General features: G+C 43.1%; 13 protein-coding genes. 5 read left to right on the top strand and 8 right to left on the bottom strand.

Translation table 11 applies throughout. The features are described from left to right. Window positions 1–92 precede the first annotated feature (92 nt). Window positions 93–1,406 (top strand): hypothetical protein, encoded by a 1,314-nt coding sequence (locus L0B18_RS04200; protein WP_234568153.1) that lies wholly within the window; start codon window positions 93–95, stop codon window positions 1,404–1,406. Window positions 1,407–1,563: 157 nt separating this feature from the next. On the opposite strand, the gene L0B18_RS04195 is transcribed toward L0B18_RS04200, so the two are convergent. The 4 genes from L0B18_RS04195 to L0B18_RS04180 all read right to left on the bottom strand — a co-directional run bounded on the left by L0B18_RS04195 (window position 1,564) and on the right by L0B18_RS04180 (window position 6,122). Beyond that, window positions 1,564–2,367: a class I SAM-dependent methyltransferase gene (locus tag L0B18_RS04195; protein WP_234568151.1), complete on the bottom strand. Its 804-nt coding sequence runs from the start codon at window positions 2,365–2,367 to the stop codon at window positions 1,564–1,566. A gap of 139 nt (window positions 2,368–2,506) precedes the next feature. Next, complete coding sequence (locus tag L0B18_RS04190) at window positions 2,507–3,295, bottom strand: SAM hydrolase/SAM-dependent halogenase family protein (RefSeq protein ID WP_234568149.1); 789 nt, start codon at window positions 3,293–3,295, stop codon at window positions 2,507–2,509. 8 nt (window positions 3,296–3,303) lie between these two features. Beyond that, on the bottom strand, window positions 3,304–4,419 hold the full coding sequence (dnaN, locus tag L0B18_RS04185) for a DNA polymerase III subunit beta (RefSeq protein WP_234568147.1): 1,116 nt from the start codon (window positions 4,417–4,419) through the stop codon (window positions 3,304–3,306). A gap of 338 nt (window positions 4,420–4,757) precedes the next feature. Beyond that, the gene (locus L0B18_RS04180; RefSeq protein ID WP_234568145.1) at window positions 4,758–6,122 is read right to left on the bottom strand and encodes a DEAD/DEAH box helicase; all 1,365 of its coding nucleotides are present in this window, start codon (window positions 6,120–6,122) and stop codon (window positions 4,758–4,760) included. Window positions 6,123–6,806: 684 nt separating this feature from the next. On the opposite strand from L0B18_RS04180, the gene L0B18_RS04175 reads away from it, so the two are divergent. After that, window positions 6,807–7,436 carry an SOS response-associated peptidase gene (locus tag L0B18_RS04175; protein ID WP_234568143.1) on the top strand — a complete coding sequence of 210 codons (630 nt, stop codon included), beginning with the start codon at window positions 6,807–6,809 and terminating at the stop codon, window positions 7,434–7,436. On the opposite strand, the gene L0B18_RS04170 is transcribed toward L0B18_RS04175, so the two are convergent. Continuing rightward, entirely contained in the window at window positions 7,423–8,355 is a 933-nt protein-coding gene (locus L0B18_RS04170; RefSeq protein WP_234568141.1) for a mechanosensitive ion channel family protein, read from the bottom strand. The two genes, L0B18_RS04175 and L0B18_RS04170, sit on opposite strands and share 14 nt — an antisense overlap. Window positions 8,356–8,487: 132 nt before the next feature. Between L0B18_RS04170 and secG the strand changes: the two genes are divergently transcribed. Continuing rightward, window positions 8,488–8,877 (top strand): preprotein translocase subunit SecG, encoded by a 390-nt coding sequence (gene secG / locus L0B18_RS04165; RefSeq protein ID WP_234568139.1) that lies wholly within the window; start codon window positions 8,488–8,490, stop codon window positions 8,875–8,877. Between the two features lie 65 nt (window positions 8,878–8,942). On the opposite strand, the gene L0B18_RS04160 is transcribed toward secG, so the two are convergent. Next, complete coding sequence (locus L0B18_RS04160; protein ID WP_234568137.1) at window positions 8,943–10,166, bottom strand: acetate/propionate family kinase; 1,224 nt, start codon at window positions 10,164–10,166, stop codon at window positions 8,943–8,945. 316 nt (window positions 10,167–10,482) lie between these two features. Further along, complete coding sequence (locus L0B18_RS04155) at window positions 10,483–11,610, bottom strand: baeRF7 domain-containing protein (RefSeq protein WP_234568136.1); 1,128 nt, start codon at window positions 11,608–11,610, stop codon at window positions 10,483–10,485. A 176-nt stretch (window positions 11,611–11,786) separates the two neighbouring features. Here L0B18_RS04155 and L0B18_RS04150 point away from each other — a divergent pair, with 176 nt between their 5' ends. Together L0B18_RS04150 and L0B18_RS04145 are read left to right on the top strand one after the other, a co-directional pair. Beyond that, window positions 11,787–13,052: an Nramp family divalent metal transporter gene (locus L0B18_RS04150; RefSeq protein ID WP_234568134.1), complete on the top strand. Its 1,266-nt coding sequence runs from the start codon at window positions 11,787–11,789 to the stop codon at window positions 13,050–13,052. 10 nt (window positions 13,053–13,062) lie between these two features. Further along, entirely contained in the window at window positions 13,063–15,966 is a 2,904-nt protein-coding gene (locus L0B18_RS04145; protein WP_234568131.1) for a hypothetical protein, read from the top strand. Between the two features lie 56 nt (window positions 15,967–16,022). Here the strand turns inward: L0B18_RS04145 and L0B18_RS04140 are convergent, their stop codons facing one another. Then, entirely contained in the window at window positions 16,023–16,943 is a 921-nt protein-coding gene (locus L0B18_RS04140) for a sulfotransferase domain-containing protein (protein ID WP_234568130.1), read from the bottom strand. Window positions 16,944–17,093: the final 150 nt, after the last annotated feature.

The raw sequence follows: 17,093 nt of genomic DNA, 5'->3' as shown, positions 1-17,093 counted from the left end.
CTTCCATACCTGTTATCTTCAATTGTTTAAAAAGTAGTAAAGATGTAAAATGTAGAAGAGAGAGGTTCTAATTCTAAGAAACATCATCAAGCATGAAAACAATTCTTCCATTCCTTCTTTGTTTTATCCTGATTTCATCCTGTGGCATCCTTGGTTCCGATAATCCATTTGATGGAGGCAAAGGAACCGTAGAAAACCCTTATCAAATCTCCACAGCCAAACAACTTCAGCAAATTGGGGAGGAGGAGAATCTTGGCAAACACTTCATCCAGGTAAAAGACATTGATGCCTCTGAGAGCGCTGAATTTAATGATGGAAAAGGCTTTCTGCCGATAGGAAATATCGGTAGTCCTTTTCGGGGAAGCTATAATGGCAATGGGTACACTATTAGCAATATTAAACTTAGCTTCAGTGTTTCAAATGTCGGTTTATTCGGTTTTGTAAAGGCCGGTATAATTGAGAATGTACAACTCATACAATCCCAGGGGCCAAATTGCGATAATTTAAAAATCCCAACAAATGCTTTATTACAGACTAGTTCTGTTGAAAAAGCGGATGATATCATCATCATTATCGATGACATTGAATCGGCAGGATTACTGGTAGGTTATAATGGGGATGGCGGCCTCATTCGAAATTCATCATCTATCGGCCACCTCAGCATTGAAAAAAATCATGTTGGTGGTCTTGTAGGTTACAACTCAGGATTCATTGATCAGTCATATTCTAATGTAAGTATTAGCAGCCCAAGATACTCCGGAGTGCTTGCCGGAGGAAATACAGGAGAGATCATCAATTCTGGAGCCTCAGGTTGTATATCTACAGCGGGTACTGCGGGTGGGTTGACTGCGTACAATACTTTCACTATTTCCAATTCGTATGCTACTGGAAATGTTTTAGGTTCCACGGCTGGGGGGTTGGTGGCATACAACCTGTTTGGATCTATTGTTGCTTCTTACTCGTCGGGTGAGATCTCCGATTTCGGTAATGCTTCAGGAGGAATTGCCGCAATAAATCTTGCAGAAATTAAAGACTCCTACTCACTGAGCGATTTTAACGTATCTTCAGAAGCGGAAAAAATTGGAGGAATTGCAGGCATTAACAAGGCAGATGGAACCATCACTACCTCATATTCAGCCGGTAAACTCGCAAGTGAGCCTAGCTCAGCAGTTGGTGGCGTTGCCGGTTTGAATGAGGGCGTGATTGAATCCAGCTATTGGGATAAAACTGCAACTGGAGTAAACACCGGCACAGGCGCAGGGAATTCGGATGGAACCGTGAGTCTCACAACCGAACAAATCACAGGCCCGTCCGCCCAGGAAAACATGCCGGAGTTTGACTGGGAAAATATCTGGACGATCACTGCGGACGGGTATCCAATTTTGCGGTGGCAGGAAGAGGATTGATTTTTTTATCTGACAAGTCATCGGGTGTAGTTTTAAGTCATTGCGAGGGAGCTTGCCGACCGCGGCAATCTCCAAAAGTGATCCTCTGCCTGTTGCATGGGACAACGACATGAGATTGCTTCGCGTTGCTCGCAATGACCACGGGAAACTGGTTTTCTTAAACCACAGCCAGCTTCGTAAAGCAAACAATTCCTTTTGTGATCTGATCTACTACTCTGAAACCGGATCTCTGGAATAATTCATTGCTCTCTTCAACAGTCCAGAATTTCAGGCCGCTCCACTCGGCTGAGTTTTGAAAAATCCAACCGTACCATGTTTCCGATTTGATGAGATGCATCATAAACATGGTACCGTCGTCCTTCAAAACTCTTCGACATTCGAAGAGTACTTTTAACTCATCACCTAATTCATTCAGTGTGCCTCCCATGGCAATTCCGTCAAAAGTTTTGGCGAAGAACGGCATCTCTCTTGCATCAGCACGAATCAACAAAATATCGGTTTGATTGGCTTCGGCTTTCATGCGGGCCTCCACCAGCATGGCTTCTGAGTAGTCAATTGCTACCATCCGGCTTTTGGGTTCAGCTTTTTTCAAAGCCCGGGCATACATGGCGGTTGAGCAGCCCACATCAAGGTAGGTTTTACCGGGTTGTGGGTTCACCCACTGATTCAAAAGTTCTTTTTCTTTCTCAATAGGAAAAGGTTCACCGGTTAAAAGGGATAGCGAGCGAACCCGCCATAAATCCTCATAAACAGAAGCTGTTATGGCCCAGTTATTTGAGCTTTGAGCCAATGTATATTCTCTCTCTTTCGGCAAAAGATCTACAATATTGTTCTCTATGGCATACTCATCACCTTTTCTTGAGCACACCGTTCCGTTAAATGGTTTGGCAAGATGATCTACCTCTGACGGAATAAAAATTGATTCCTGGTCATGTAGCGGAGAACGAACTTCAAATTTCATGCATCATAAGATTGGTTGGACTCTTTTTGATACGCAAACTTTTTTGCAGAGTTACGCGATACAGGCATTGTATTTTTCATCGAACCTATATCTCTTCCACATTCTGAATTCCTTATTCGCTATTCGATTTTTAAAAGCTCTATTTCTGAACCACAATCGAAACCTGCGCTCCTTTTTCAACGCCCAGCATCTGGCGGGCATTTCCTTTATTGATGGCAATCTCAAGTTTGTCTGAACTGCCGATGTAGGCCGCTGGTTCTCCATCGGGAACGGCTCCGAATGTAGTCACAATTTCGTCCAAAATGGTATTTCCAACATAAATTTTCAGGCGGGAATCTCCAATGGTTTCTTCGATAAGAGATGAGGGAATATTCGATATCAAATTTCCAAATCGGTCGATGTGCACAATCCATCCCTGAATTCCGTCTTTATCTGATATGGGAATGGCCCAGTGATAGGTAACTATTTTTTCGAGAGGCGAGCCCAATTCTTCCAAAGACGTTCCGTTGGCAATATGGGCTGCTACAGGTGCAAAAATATCGCGGCCATGAAAAGTGTTGGATCGTTTTTTTCGCCAGAACTTTTCGTTTTCCAGCTTTACGGCTTTATACTCGTAATCTTCCCCAATCAAAGAAAAAATACCGTTGTCAGGTCCAACAAAAAGGCGGTCTTCTATTTGAATGGCAACCGGTGTGCGATCCGTTCCAACTCCCGGATCTACAACGACAAGATGTACGGTACCAGGTGGAAATAGAAGTGCGGAATTCCGAACCACCCACGCGCCGGCCATTACATCTTGCGGGGGAATTTCGTGGGAAACATCAATGAACCGTGCATCCGGTGCAATATCCAACATCACCGCTTTCATTACACTTACGTAATGATCCTGCAACCCAAAGTCGGTAGTAAGTGTAATTATGCGAGACATTGATGGATTTATGCATAGCTGTTCAACATCACCGGCATCACGAGCATCAGCATCTGTTCGCCGTCTTCTTCTTCAGCCGGTTTCACGATTCCTGCACGATTTGGAGTAGAAAATTCAAATTTCGCTTCACCGCCGTCAACGTTACTCAAAACATCACCGAGATATTTTGCATTGAAACCGATCTCCATTTCATCATCGCCATATTCGCAAGAAAGAGTCTCTTTTGCTTCACTGCTCATATCGAGGTCTTCGGCACGAATGGTAATTTTGTCGTTCCCCAGCTTAAGCCGAATCTGGCGTGTTGTGCTGCTTGAGAAAACAGAAACCCGGCGAACCGTGGCAAGCATCTGGTCTTTATCAATAAGCAGGCTTTTGTCGTTATCTCTTGGAATGACCGATTCGTAGTTCGGATATTGCTCATTAATCAGGCGTGTGATCACAATTGTGCTGCCACTTTTAAATTGGGCATGATCATCCGATACAACCAAATCGCAGGTCTTCTCATCCAAAGCCCGAAAAATCAAATTCAGTGCTTTATCCGGCACAATAAAAGACAAGGGCGATTCCGAGGTAAAATTCTTGTTCACATACTTAACCAACCGGTGACCGTCTGTAGCCACAAACTTGGTTTCTTCGGTTCCGATATCAAAAAAGACGCCCATCATGGCCGGACGAAGATCATCGGTGGAAACGGCAAACATGGTTTTGTCAATAGCGTGATGTAAAAGCCTGGTTTCCGTGGAAAGTGATGTACCTCCATCCATATTTGGGATTTCCGGGAATTCATCAGCTTCTTCGCCTACCAGTTTATACTTCCCTTTGTCGGTTTTAAACTCAATGTGCTGATCCTCATCTACTTCAAAAAAGACCGGAATGTTTGGCAGTTGACGCAGTGTTTCCTGCAATCGTTTTGCAGGAATGGCAACAGCCCCCTCCTCTTCAATGTCAGCATCAATATATTCGATGATGGATATTTCAAGATCCGTCGCCGTCAGCTTCAGGCGTCCGTCTTCACTTTCAAATAAAATGGTTTCTAAAATTGGCAGGGTAGCTTTTGTAGGAACAGCACCAATAACGGCTGAGAGTCCGATATTGAGATCGTTGCTTGATACGTTAAATTTCATACGATTTTATGGTCAGTTTTTTAAGTCTGATGCAGACAAATATACGATTAAACAGGCTCCAAACTTGATAAATTTTCATGACTTCAGGGAACCTTGTCCATTCAGCCTATACTAACAAATCCTGCCTCTTACTGCAACCTTCAAACACCTGATTTTGTGATATTCAGCAAAGTGGAATCTGTGCTTTTTTTATATCAACCGCCTTTGTTCAAATTAGTTTCGGAATTTGATTTATCAGCAAACAATTTATGATTTCATTTTGCCTGATAATGTTCATCTTGCCAAAACTGATTATCAGAAAAGGCTTCGATTTTTGCATATACAATTATTAGCGACTCTTACTCAAATAGCTTTTTAAAGAAACCGATAATCCCGGACTGCTCTTTGGACTTTTTCTTTTTACCAGACCGGCCACCCTCCAACTGATCGAAAGTAGGGCGTGGCAGTTCGTTGAGCTTTCGTGCCGACCGTTTCTTTTTCTGATTGGACTTGCCCCGGCTCTTGTTTTTCCCTCTCTTCGGTTTGGATTTATCGCGGGAGGAAAGTTTGTCTTTCACGGTTTTTGGCAATGGAATTTCTTCCGGCGCAAATCCCAGGGATTTGCAAATCGAGTTAATATCACTCCGATCCTGCTTTGATACAAGACTGACCATTCGCGTTGCTTTCCCGTTTCCAACAAGATCGGCTCGAAGCTTGTATTCTTTTACATCTTCCGGAACATCATAATTAATCACCTGTGCAGCATGATCCAGCGGAATCTCTCCGGCAGACATTTGCCCTACAATCATGTGTTGTACATTTCCGGAGGTGAACCGTCCAAATCGTTCGTTAAAAGTATCTTTGTCTACTTTATCATGCAGACTTACGGCTCGTTTGTTACTCTTTCTCAAAATTTTGTAGAGTCTGTCGGCCGTTTTTCTCGACGCCGTAAAAATCAGTACTGAATCTGCAGTGTGATTATCGAGATGAGCCATCAATGTGGAAATCTTGGATCTCGGCGGAACATTGATATAATATTGTGTCAGATCTTTGGTGATTGCCGGTTTTTGGGATTCTTTAGACTCCGACTTTGGCTCGGCAGTTTTTTTCTTTGAAAGAGTCACCAGCTCCGGTTCGTTCAGCATTTTATTCTCAGCCTCACGAAGCTCCTTACTGTCTTTGGCCGCCGTAAAAATGCGCTGACAATTTCCTATCACCCGGTTCGACACACCCTCAATAGATGACCAGTCCTCAATCAATTCAGCCTGGTCAACAATCAATTGCTGTACTTCTCTGAAAATAATTCGCCCCTTTTCCAGCAAATCAGAAAACCGTTCGGGAGTAGCTACAATAATTACCGGCCCCTTCATCAAGGCAGAAAGTTGCTCTTCGGGATTACCATCATCCGTCATACAGGCGCTCTCAATGGATGCATGGTAACCGATTGCCCAAATCCATTCGTCCAAAACTTTGGCGCGTTCTTTGGTAGCAGTTAGCACAACAGCCTTGGTTCCCTCTCTTCTGTCTGATTTCGAAATTTCATTCAGAAGCGAAATCAGATAGCCAACCTCGGGGTTTTCGTCTACCGTGGTGTTTATGACAAGATCTTTTTTCTGCTGTACAGTCTTAAATATTTTCTTTTGTAAGGATGAGGGGTTTTCAAGTTTTACATCATTCAACCCCTTCAAGATATCAGAACTCAGTCGAAATTGATTAAACGACAATGGTATACCTCTTCATTTTTTTGATCAAAATTTCAATTTACAAATCGGCGGCAGTTCCGCCGTGTGGCTGATGATCAAAAAAGCATTTACGTCAATCTGATTTCTACAATCTAAATAGTTTTACTTCAGAGTTAATCACTTCAGTTAATCATAATCCTTGACATAACCTCATGCCTCCATTCACGAAAATACTCTTCATCAACCTTTAAAAAACTGCCCTAAAGCAGTATAAGCACTGTTTTAAAACGGATCACTCGTCTACATCTTATAAAACAGAACCTTTTTGTAGCAGTAACAGCTTAACCATTCTGTAAATTCCGACAACTCCTTAATTCAATGGCGAAGCAGCAAATGTACCCATTAACTGTTTCCCCGGTCTGTTGCCCGATACTCATTCACAGACCTGCTACAACACTCTGAAAATAAATCCCAGAAGAATGCATTCCAACTGAATTTTGCAATCCTTTTTGTTTTTAAATTCTTCTGTTACATCCAACTCCCTGGCAGACATTTTTGATTGCCGGGGAACCTTTTTGTTGTAGGTTTTGTACATACAAATAAGAAAATAATCAATCTACAAACCCGAACTGTTTAGTTATTGATGACTAAAGTAGAATTGTTTAAATGATTGATTTGATATAGTTTTTTATCAATTATTTATTCAAGAAAACAGATACATATTTTATGGCAAAAAGAGTTGCTTTCTTCGCGAGCAAAGAAGAAATAGAGAACTATTATAATATTCAAACAAAAAAGGAAAGTCTTTTTGAGGCTCATTATAATCTCTCGCCGGGGCACCAGTTGCCTGTCATAACCATTGCAAATGGAGAACCTCAAATTGAACGTTTAAGGTGGGGAAAGAGCGGTACTTCCGGCGCAAAAGAAACTACAATCGAAAAAGAAAATCTTTTAGACCGGCTTAAGGAAAAGGATGCTACACGATGCATTTTACCACTGAGCGGTTTTTATATCTGGAAAGATAACCAGGAGAAAAACAACCCGTTTTTTGTTCGGTTGCTGAATGATGCGGTGGCTTCGATCGCGGGAATTTACATCAGCGGTGAAGAAGATTATGTAAGCATTGTAACTACAGAATCGAATACGCTTGTGCAACCGATGTCTGCACGAATGCCGTTGCTTTTGGATCAACCAACGGCGCTGCAATGGCTTGAAAAAGGAATTGATTTAGCCGAGTTATTATCACGAACGGACAATATTTTCACACTGACAGACCTGACCGTTTTGAGGGTGAGCAAAAAAGTAAATGATCCTTCCAATAACAGTCCGAAATTAATTCAACCTATCCCGAAGTAGATTTGGGCTTCAGGTCAGGTTTCCCTTCTATCTGATTTTGGTAGATACGCAACGTGTTGTAAGCAAAGTCGATGTCATCTTCTTTTAGAAAGCGGTCCAGTACGTCTTCCCAAATAAGCTGATTTAAACCACGTCGTCTCCTTGCGTGCGAAAGGTGGCGGATGGTCAGCTTCACTCCAATATCCACAACCTCGGTGTAAACAATGGGGGTCAGGTTTTTATACTGAATGAGGTACGATTTTTTTGCACGGCGTACCTGCGCCTCGGCATCGGCCACGTAATCTTCCGAATGGCTATTGACTATCTCCGTGATAATTTTTTTCGCTTTTTTCCAGTCACTCTCAAAGGTTACTATAATCTCAATTTCATTCCAGATGAAGTTAAAATCACTGGTGTAGTTGGCTATGGAATTTTGAAGAACATAGTGATTAGGAATGTGAATGACACGCCCGGTGCTCTGGTCTGATTTCGTCCAGTTACCAATTTCCAGCACGGTAAATTTAAAAAACCGGATGTCGATTACATCGCCCTTTCTGTCGGCTATTTCAATTCGGTCGCCCACACTAAATGGTTTTCGCCAAACCAGAAAAAGCCAGCCCGCCATATCCGTCACAGGATCGCGCAATGCAATGGCCAAACCTGCAGAAAGCAATCCCAGGAATGTGGCAACCGATGCCATCCCTTCAAACCAGATACGGCCAATTAACAAAAACCCGATAAAACTCAGAAAGTAGGCAAGATTTTTTCTCCATTTGTAGCGGATGGAGTCATTCTCTGTCTGCCGCCGGACAATAGCGTTCACAATAAAATGAACAGCAATCAGTGCAACTACTATTAAAAGTGTTTCAATAAAGTTGCTGTAACTGGTGTACGCATTGCTTATGAGCCGTTCAATGGTTTCGATTGTATCCTGATTCATGTTTCTCTTCCCCGATTTTGTAAACTATCATACAATGAATCGATGTGCATTTTGTTATATCTTTAGCACTTTGTTAAAAGTATAAATAGTGATATTTTTATACTCTTTGCAACAATCTGAAAATTTTTATTTATGCTTTACGGAATTATCATATCGCTGATTACAATCATCTGTATTTTACTGATTATTGTAATCTTATTACAGCCCGGACAAAAAGAGGGATTATCGGGCGGACTTGCAGCAGGAATGGCGGGTGGTGCATCAATGGGTGCGCGAAGAACCGCAGACCTGCTCTCAAAAACAACATCTATTCTTGCAGGACTTTTTCTTGGATTGAGTGTTCTTGCGAATTTTGCCATTGACCGGGCTGATTCAAATCAAAGCACTATTCAACAACAATCCAATTTTGGAGAGCCTGTCGAACAGCAAGATTTCTCCGTTCCTTCTGAAACTGAATCAGCCGTTCCACAGCAAGATGATTTTAATACTGATGACAGCGGTTCCGATGACGGCGGAAACTAATCTGTTATAAAAAGATTTTAAACCCCGAATTGTTTTGCAGTTCGGGGTTTTTTATTGCGCCTTATCTACACCCAGGGACTCTGATCATGTGCGGTTGCCAGTTTTGCGGCATCAATGGCAATAACCAGCTCTTCATTGGTGGGAATCACATACACATCTGTTTTTGAGGAGTCCGAACTGATTTTTACAGTTTTGCCCGGCTCAGCTTCTCTGTTCCGTTTTGGATCTATTTCAACTCCAAGCGCATCCAGGTTTTCGAGCGATTTCTCGCGTATCAGCGGGGCGTTCTCCCCGATTCCTGCCGTGAAAACAATAGCATCGCATCCATTCAGAGTTGCAAAATACGACCCAATGTACCGTTTGATGTTATAGCAAAAAACGTCAATAGCCTGTTGGCATCGCCGATCTCCGTTTTGTGCTTCGGAAATCAAATCTCTCATATCACTTGCATAACCACTTAAGCCAAGCAAACCGCTGTGGCGATTCAACATGGCGTGCAGACTGTTCAGGGGAAGTTCTTCTTTCTCCACAATATAAAAGAGCACTGATGGGTCCAGATCACCGCTGCGCGTGCCCATCACCAAACCCGAAAGTGGTGTAAAACCCATCGAGGAATCCCTGGACTCTCCACCTTCAATAGCCGCAATAGACGCGCCATTTCCTAAATGACATGTTATCACCTTTGTTTTGGATTTGGGCTTATCAGTCATTTTATAATATTGACGGCTCACATAGTAATGCGATGTTCCATGAAAGCCGTATCGCCGGATTTTATGACGTCTGTAAAGACGGTTTGGAATTCCATACAGATACGCTTTCGAAGGAATGGATTGGTGAAAGGCTGTATCAAAAACGGCAACATGAGGCACATCCGGCAACCTCTCTTGTGCAGCCTGGATGCCTTTCAGATTGGGCGGATTATGAAGCGGTGCAAGATCAAATGCCTGCTTGATAGCGTCTTTCACTTCGTCATCAATCAAAACAGAATCTTTAAACATTTCGCCGCCGTGAACCACCCGGTGGCCTACAGCTTTAATATCAGACGGTGACGAAATAATTTTCGCATCTGATGTCAACAGGTAATCCAAGATCTCCTGGAGCGCCTCTCCGTGATTCGAAATCACTTTGGTGTCTTTTATCTTTTCTCCGTGCAGCGGTTCGTGTTTCACAATGGAGGTTACGGCTCCAATCCTCTCAACAATACCGTGGCAAATTTCTTTTTCTTCGGAAGCTTCAATCAAATCATACTTCACTGAAGAACTTCCGCAATTAATAACTAGTACGAGCATTTTATAAATATTTATTTGAAGGATTCTGCATTACAGCCCAAACTGAATGCGTCATTGCGAGCCTGCGAAGCAATCCCCTTCTTTTGCAGAGATTGGAGATTGCGCCAAAGGCATCCCTATGTGGCTTCACTCCGATCGTAATGACATTTTGAGTTGCAAAAACCTCCTTTGAAATTCAATGAGTCAGATCTTTAAAAAGTACTGAAACTGCTACTTTTAAACGAGCTTATTCTAACGTTAACTACCACTCCAAAAAAGAAAAGGCACTCCTTTTTTAAAAGGTTGTGCCTTTCCATTGGATTCAACAAATATAAAGTTAGAACCGAAATTCTGCTGCTACCGTAGAACGGATTGGCATCTCTTCCTTAGGCAATACATACACCTTGCTGCCGGTTTTAAAACCGGTGATGGAAAGCCAGTTCAACAGTTCAACATCTTCTCCGTTTGGGTTTGTGCTGTAGTGGACCGTATGATTTTCTTCATCGTACTTGCCCCACTTGGTTTCACCGCGCGAAATAAAAATAGTGGACGATTTGCCCATCACGGTAGACTCGATAATCTCCCCAAGATTGTTGGAAACCCTGTCTTCGCCATATTCAGAAAACTTGTTGAGAGACTGGTACATTTCCGAAAGGAAATAATGCCGAACCACTTCCCAGCCTTTGTCTCGCAATTCCTTGTCGGAAAGTTCATCAGGGTTGTGATTTACCTTCTCATCCACAAGACGATTATAACTGTTTACTTTTTCATAAAGATTAGCGTTTTCTACGAGTCCTACAATTATCAGCGGATCGTTGGCTTTGTTCAGAACCTCTGTAAGCTCTTTCTCTATCTCACGATAGAAAGCCTCAACAACTACCATTTTGTCCTCTTCGTTGGCGTTATGGCCGTGGTATACAGCCGACTGACCTTTTGCGCCTGAATGAAACTGGAGTTGTTTTTGCGGATCAACCTCAAGATAATCAGACACCGATGTTTCAATATCCTGCGGTGTAATATCGTGAACGGAATTTCTGCTGCAACGCAGTAATCTTACATTCTTCCGGCTCGCTGCCAGCACGCTAAACGTTCCGTCCATACTGGTCATTGGCAGCAATGGTGTGATGAGAAAATGATCGTTCACCAATACCTGCTCGTTTACTTCATACGGCAGTTTATAATAGTTAAACGAATCCTCGGTGATATAAACAGCCAGTCCGTTTTTTTGATGCGACCAAAACATCGGCGTATCCAAAAGTTCTTTGGCCGGCTTCAGAAATTTCTCCGCAAATCCATTTTTTTTGACTCGCTCTTCAAGTTTCTTTTCAGCTTCAGATATTAAATTTTTAAATCGAATGGGGTCTTGTTTTGATTCTTCTCCTTTTTCGTGAGTTGGAAGGGTTATGGTTACAAGGGTTTCACCTTTTTGATTGATCAGATCTCGAATTGTTCTTTCACTTACCATCCTTTCTCTTCTGTTTCTTAAGGTTTTGATGATTCTTATTAAAAATTAAAAAATTTTTTACTCTAAAGGTTCCATTCCGTCATCAAGATTAAAAAATAGTTGGTGAGACTTTTTGATGAGTCTGGAAAAAATTTCTTACTCTATGGGTGTTTCTGAACCAAGCATTCAAAAGCCAGATGAGCAAATCTACCATACAGGGGATAAAAAACAGTTTGGGGCCCGGCCTGATTATGGCCGCCGCCGCTATCGGAGTATCCCATCTTGTACAATCCACCCGCGCCGGTGCAGAATTCGGCTTTGCACTTGCCTGGGCCGTTCTTTTGGCAAACGTTTTCAAATACCCTTTTCTGGAATTTGGTCCGCGATATGCACTTGCTACCGGTAAAAATATGATCCGGGGTTATGCCAAAATGAGCTCAATTGCTCTCTGGATTTTCATCATTTTTACAGTTTCAACCATGTTTGCCGTTCATGCAGCAGTAACAATCGTAACGGCGAGTCTGGCTACCAATCTGACCGGAATAGAACTATCTGTAACAACCTGGTGCGCTATCATCCTTCTCCTTTGCGTGGTCTATCTGTTCCGAAATACCTACGCTCTCTTGGATAAAGCCATAAAAGTTTTAATGGCAACTCTTGCTGTTTCAACGGTCGTAGCAATGACTCTTGCCTTCACCAATGTTGGATATTCTCCGCCACCGGATATAATTGCACCGGAAATCTGGACGGTCTCCGGGGTGGCTTTCCTAATTGCACTTATGGGCTGGATGCCGATCCCCATTGATGCCTCCGCCTGGCAATCAATCTGGACGCTTGAACGCATGAACGAAACCAAATACAAACCTCAACTCAGCGAAGTTCAGTTCGATTTTAATCTCGGTTATATCGGTACGGCACTCATTGCACTCTGCTTTCTTACATTGGGCGCTATGGTTATGTACGGCTCCGGCCGGGAGTATGCGGCCAGCGCCGGCGGATTCTCCAACCAGTTGATTGAACTTTACACCTCTGCATTGGGAGAATGGTCGTTTGTGTTGATTGCTGCCTGTGCATTCACCACTATGTTTAGTACAACACTGACCGTTACCGATACCTATCCGAGAGTAATGGACCAGATTATCACCATCCTAAAAAGTGATAGTGACACAACCAAAGAATCCTCAAAATCTTTCTATTCATATTTGTTAGTTGGCATTAGCGGAGGGTCTCTTTTACTTTTGATTTTTTTGGGTGACCGGTTTCGTTTTCTGATTGATTTGGCCACCACCATGTCGTTCCTCACAGCGCCGGTTCTTGCTTTCATGAATCACAAACTGATTCATCAACCCGAAGTTGCCCAAGAATTCCGGCCAAAACCGTGGCTTTACTGGCTGAGCGTTAGTGGTATTATTTTTCTTACTGTGTTCGCTTTGATTTACCTTTACTGGATGCTTGTTTATTAACCCATGCCTCATGATCAGGTACTTCTTTCTGTCCCTTTTTCTTGTGCTTTTTGCATTGCCGGTTCAGGCTCAAATTTATGATACGAAGTATCGTCCGCCGAGCCAGGAATGGATGGAGTTAAACACCGAACAGTTCAGACTGATTTATCCAAAGCGGTATCAAAAAGAAGCGTACCGATCATTATCAATCCTTGAAAGTGAATCATCTGATATAGGGGAGCTGGTTGGGGGAAACATGCACCGGTTTCCATTTATATTAAATCCTGAAAATGATCGGTCGAACGGATTTGTAACCACCTTTAATTACCGTTCGGAGGTGGAACTGTCGCCTATCATCAGTAAAAGTATGAATCCAAAATCCGGCGACTGGCTGGAAATCGTCCTTCCGCATGAGTTGGTCCACGCCATGCACTTTAATTCGAACCCAGCATCGGTAACCCGGTTGTTAACACTCTTTTGTCCTGACATAAGACGTGCCACTCATACGGCGGCTCCCGCCGGTTTCCTTGAAGGAATCGCCGTTCAATACGAAAGCCATAATCCGATTCCACAAGCCGGGCGTGGACATTATCCCTACTTTCGGAACCAATTCCGGTCTGTCCTGGGCACTCCGGAAGAGTGGTCAATGGGCCAGCTCATTCACACCTCTACGTACACCCCACCTTATAACCGACATTACATTGGCGGATATGAATTTGTGAATTGGTTACTGGAAACCTACGGGGATGATTCTATGCAGCAAGCCATTGAGTATCATTACAGCTATCCCTTTTTGGGATTTGGGACGGCCCTCCGCCATGAAACCGGGTATTGGCCCGGGAAGCTTTATGGTCAATTCAGCGAAGAGAAAAAACAGAATGAATCCCAGCGGCTGGATGAGATTGCAAATAGCACAGATTCATTATCAGAAGAAATACCCTTCTCAGCTAAGTGTAAACTCCTTCATCGTCCGAAATGGCTGGATGAAACCACTCTGGTTTTCTTTGGTCAATCCTGCAACCGAACCACCGGATTCTTTACTTATCAAATGGAGACGAATTCGGTTGATCTGCTCGATGAAGTTTCTATTACAGATGATTTTGTATACGACCTTTCAGAAGACGAACAAAACCTCACTTACTCGCGATATCACAGCCATGTTCTGTTCGATAATGTGTACCGGGGAGATTTACACGTTCTGAATCCTGAAACCGGCCGTTCTGATCGAATCACAAAGAACCTGCGGCTTTTTTCGCCTGCCAGGTTTGGAAGTGATCTGCTGGCCTTGAAAACCGCGGCCAACCAGATGGAACTCGTTCGTATCAGTCCTGAGACCGGAGAAATCAGACAGGAATATTCAAAGCCCGAACATTCCACAATTGTGCAAGCGGCACCGAATCCATTTGATCCGGGAAGTGTTGCCATCATCGGAAGAATTAAAAGCAGCCAGGGAATTTGGTTTGAAAATTTGAATGATGATCAATCTATCCTGGATGAAAATCCTACAATCATTTTTGAAAATGGTTCTATTTTTGATCTCTCCTGGCATCCTACGGATGAAAAACTGTTGTTTGTAAGTGATCACACCGGGATAATGAATGTGTATGAATACGATGTTCAATCCGAAATCATTCATCAGCTAACCGACAGTAAATTCAATGCTTTTGAAGCATCTTACTCCCCTGACGGCACCCGAATTGCCTATGTTCTTCAGGACCAAAACGAACAAACAATTCACACGATAAATCGAGATGCTCTCCTTTGGAAGGAAATTCCACAAAAGGATTGGCAGTTTGATGAAGATATAAAAATGAGTTTCGAGCGTCCATTAATGGGCCGCGATATCGCCGTGGATACAACCGCCTGGCAGCCTGAACCTTACACAACAGGATTTGCATGGCTCAAGCCTCGTTTGTGGTTGCCATCGTACGAAGAAGACAACGGTTTCCATCGCCCGGGCCTCACTTTTGAAAGTGTGGATGTAATGACTTCTCAAGCATATTCGCTGAATATGAGCCTGATGGCGGAACGGTTTTGGTACGATGCATCGTACATTTACAAAGGATTCTATCCCGGTTTTCAGGTTGAAGTTTACGATGAACCGTTCTTTGTTTCTTTTCCTGTAGATGAAGAGGATGAAACCTTCCAGGAATTGCTTCAGCAATCCCGGGGCGCTTCGCTAAAAATACCCATTCCCCTCACTTTGGAGAGCAATGTCCGCTACTCTTCTCTCTATTTTGAACCACAGTATTTTGCATCTCAAATCCGGTTTCTTGATCCTTATGAATCATCCACGCCGGTTTCTGATTTTGGAACCCGCCATACTCTTGGTTTCAGGACCGTCTTTAATTGGAATCTTCGCCAATTCACTCGAGACGTTCAGCCCAACAGCGGATGGTCGTTTTTTATTGAAGGACGCCACGCTCTGAACACCGATCAGTTTATCATCGAAACCGAGCAGCTTTCAGTGGACGGAACACTCGTAAAACGCCGTGGACTGAGAGCCGGAATCTCAAGATTTCTTTCTCCATTGAAACGATGGAATCAATCCCTGCGACTGAGTGCTCGTGTATACACACAGACGGAAGTACCGGTGTTTGGAATTCTCTCCCAATACTCCGATCTCTTTTCGGAAACCCCGCTGCCCGGTGCCAACAACGTCGGTTTGTTTGATGCGCGTTACACCATTCCAATAATCTATCCCGATGATGGCGGTCTGTTGCTTCCTCTCTATCTCTCTAATATTTACCTGGTTCTGTTTTCGCAAACAGCGGCCGATCTTGATCAATCAGACTCTTTGTCCGCCTCACGATCCGTTTTAGGTGCCGGTATTCGCTCAAGATTTCGTTTAAGCAACCTCACATTCGATATTGGAATCGCTATTGGCTGGGAACCGGATACAAACAATATCACCTATCATTTCGGGAATTTTTAAAGTGATTTTTTTTGATGCTGGACTCGATCTCTACGTAACTACCTTCCAAATTTCAGTTAAAGACTTCCTTTTGGATAAAGCTCATGGTAGATTTTTGATGTAGCCTCCCTCACCCGTTCAATCTCTTCTTCGGTTAACCTGTTTCTCCACGCCTCAACCGTTTGTTCGGCATCCCGGGGCTGGTATTTATTTGATTTCGCCTCCATCGGATTTTTCCCGGAGGTAAATTCTCTGATGTAAATTTCAATCTCGTCAGTGAATTCCAAATCCAGGTAATCAAACATTCGGCGAAAATTCTTCACCGGCTTTCGGGCCAGCTTTCCATGTTTCATGAAAAACCACTCCGGATACCGTTTTTGATAATCCAGAATCACAAAATTCAACACGTTCCAAAGGAGACTGACCCGATCAATAAAATCACCCTTTTCATACACTCTTTGCATCTCTTCTTTATACGGCGAGAGCCGGGTATTCAAAAGCTCCTCCTGTTGCAAAAAGTTCCTGAAGTCGAAATCCCAGCCCTGCTTTTTTAAGCTGCCTGTAAATGCAAGCGGATTTCGAATCATACAAATCACTTTTAAATCATACCTCTCATAAAGCCAACCCGCCGACAAAAGCGCAATGGGATCTTTCAATAAAAACCGCGGACGATTGGAGCTTAAAAGAAGATATTTTGCAAAAATGAGGGGCGTTTTCAGGCTGTATCCACTTTCGCGGCAAATCTTGGCCGGGTACTGCAAAAAATTATTCGGAATATATTGATCGAACACTCTCTCAATTTCCCGTCGCTTTTTTGATGTAGGAACGTGTTCAAACCAATAATCAAATTTATACTCGAAATTGTAACGGGTCGTCTCCAGGTTAAACGGTTCGTAAACCAGTTCTACGTTGGGTGGCTGAGAGAGCGTTCTGCCCACCCAGGTTGTCCCCGAACGATGCGTACCCGTCACTAAAATATGTTTGCGGTTTTCCTTCATTTTGTCTGTAGATTCATCGCAGGCTCAAAGGCAATGATACTAAAGGATCGCTACAGGTGCATCTTTTTAAATGAACTCCCGCCCAATCTCTGTTACTTTTTTTCTCAGTTTAATAATTTTACAAACTCAAAAGCGGGATGATTTGTTTGA

This window comes from Rhodohalobacter sp. 614A, from assembly GCF_021462415.1.
Taxonomy (GTDB): Bacteria; Bacteroidota; Rhodothermia; order Balneolales; family Balneolaceae; genus Rhodohalobacter.
Note: the sequence above shows the minus strand (reverse complement) of the source record. Positions and strands in the feature narration are given on the sequence as shown.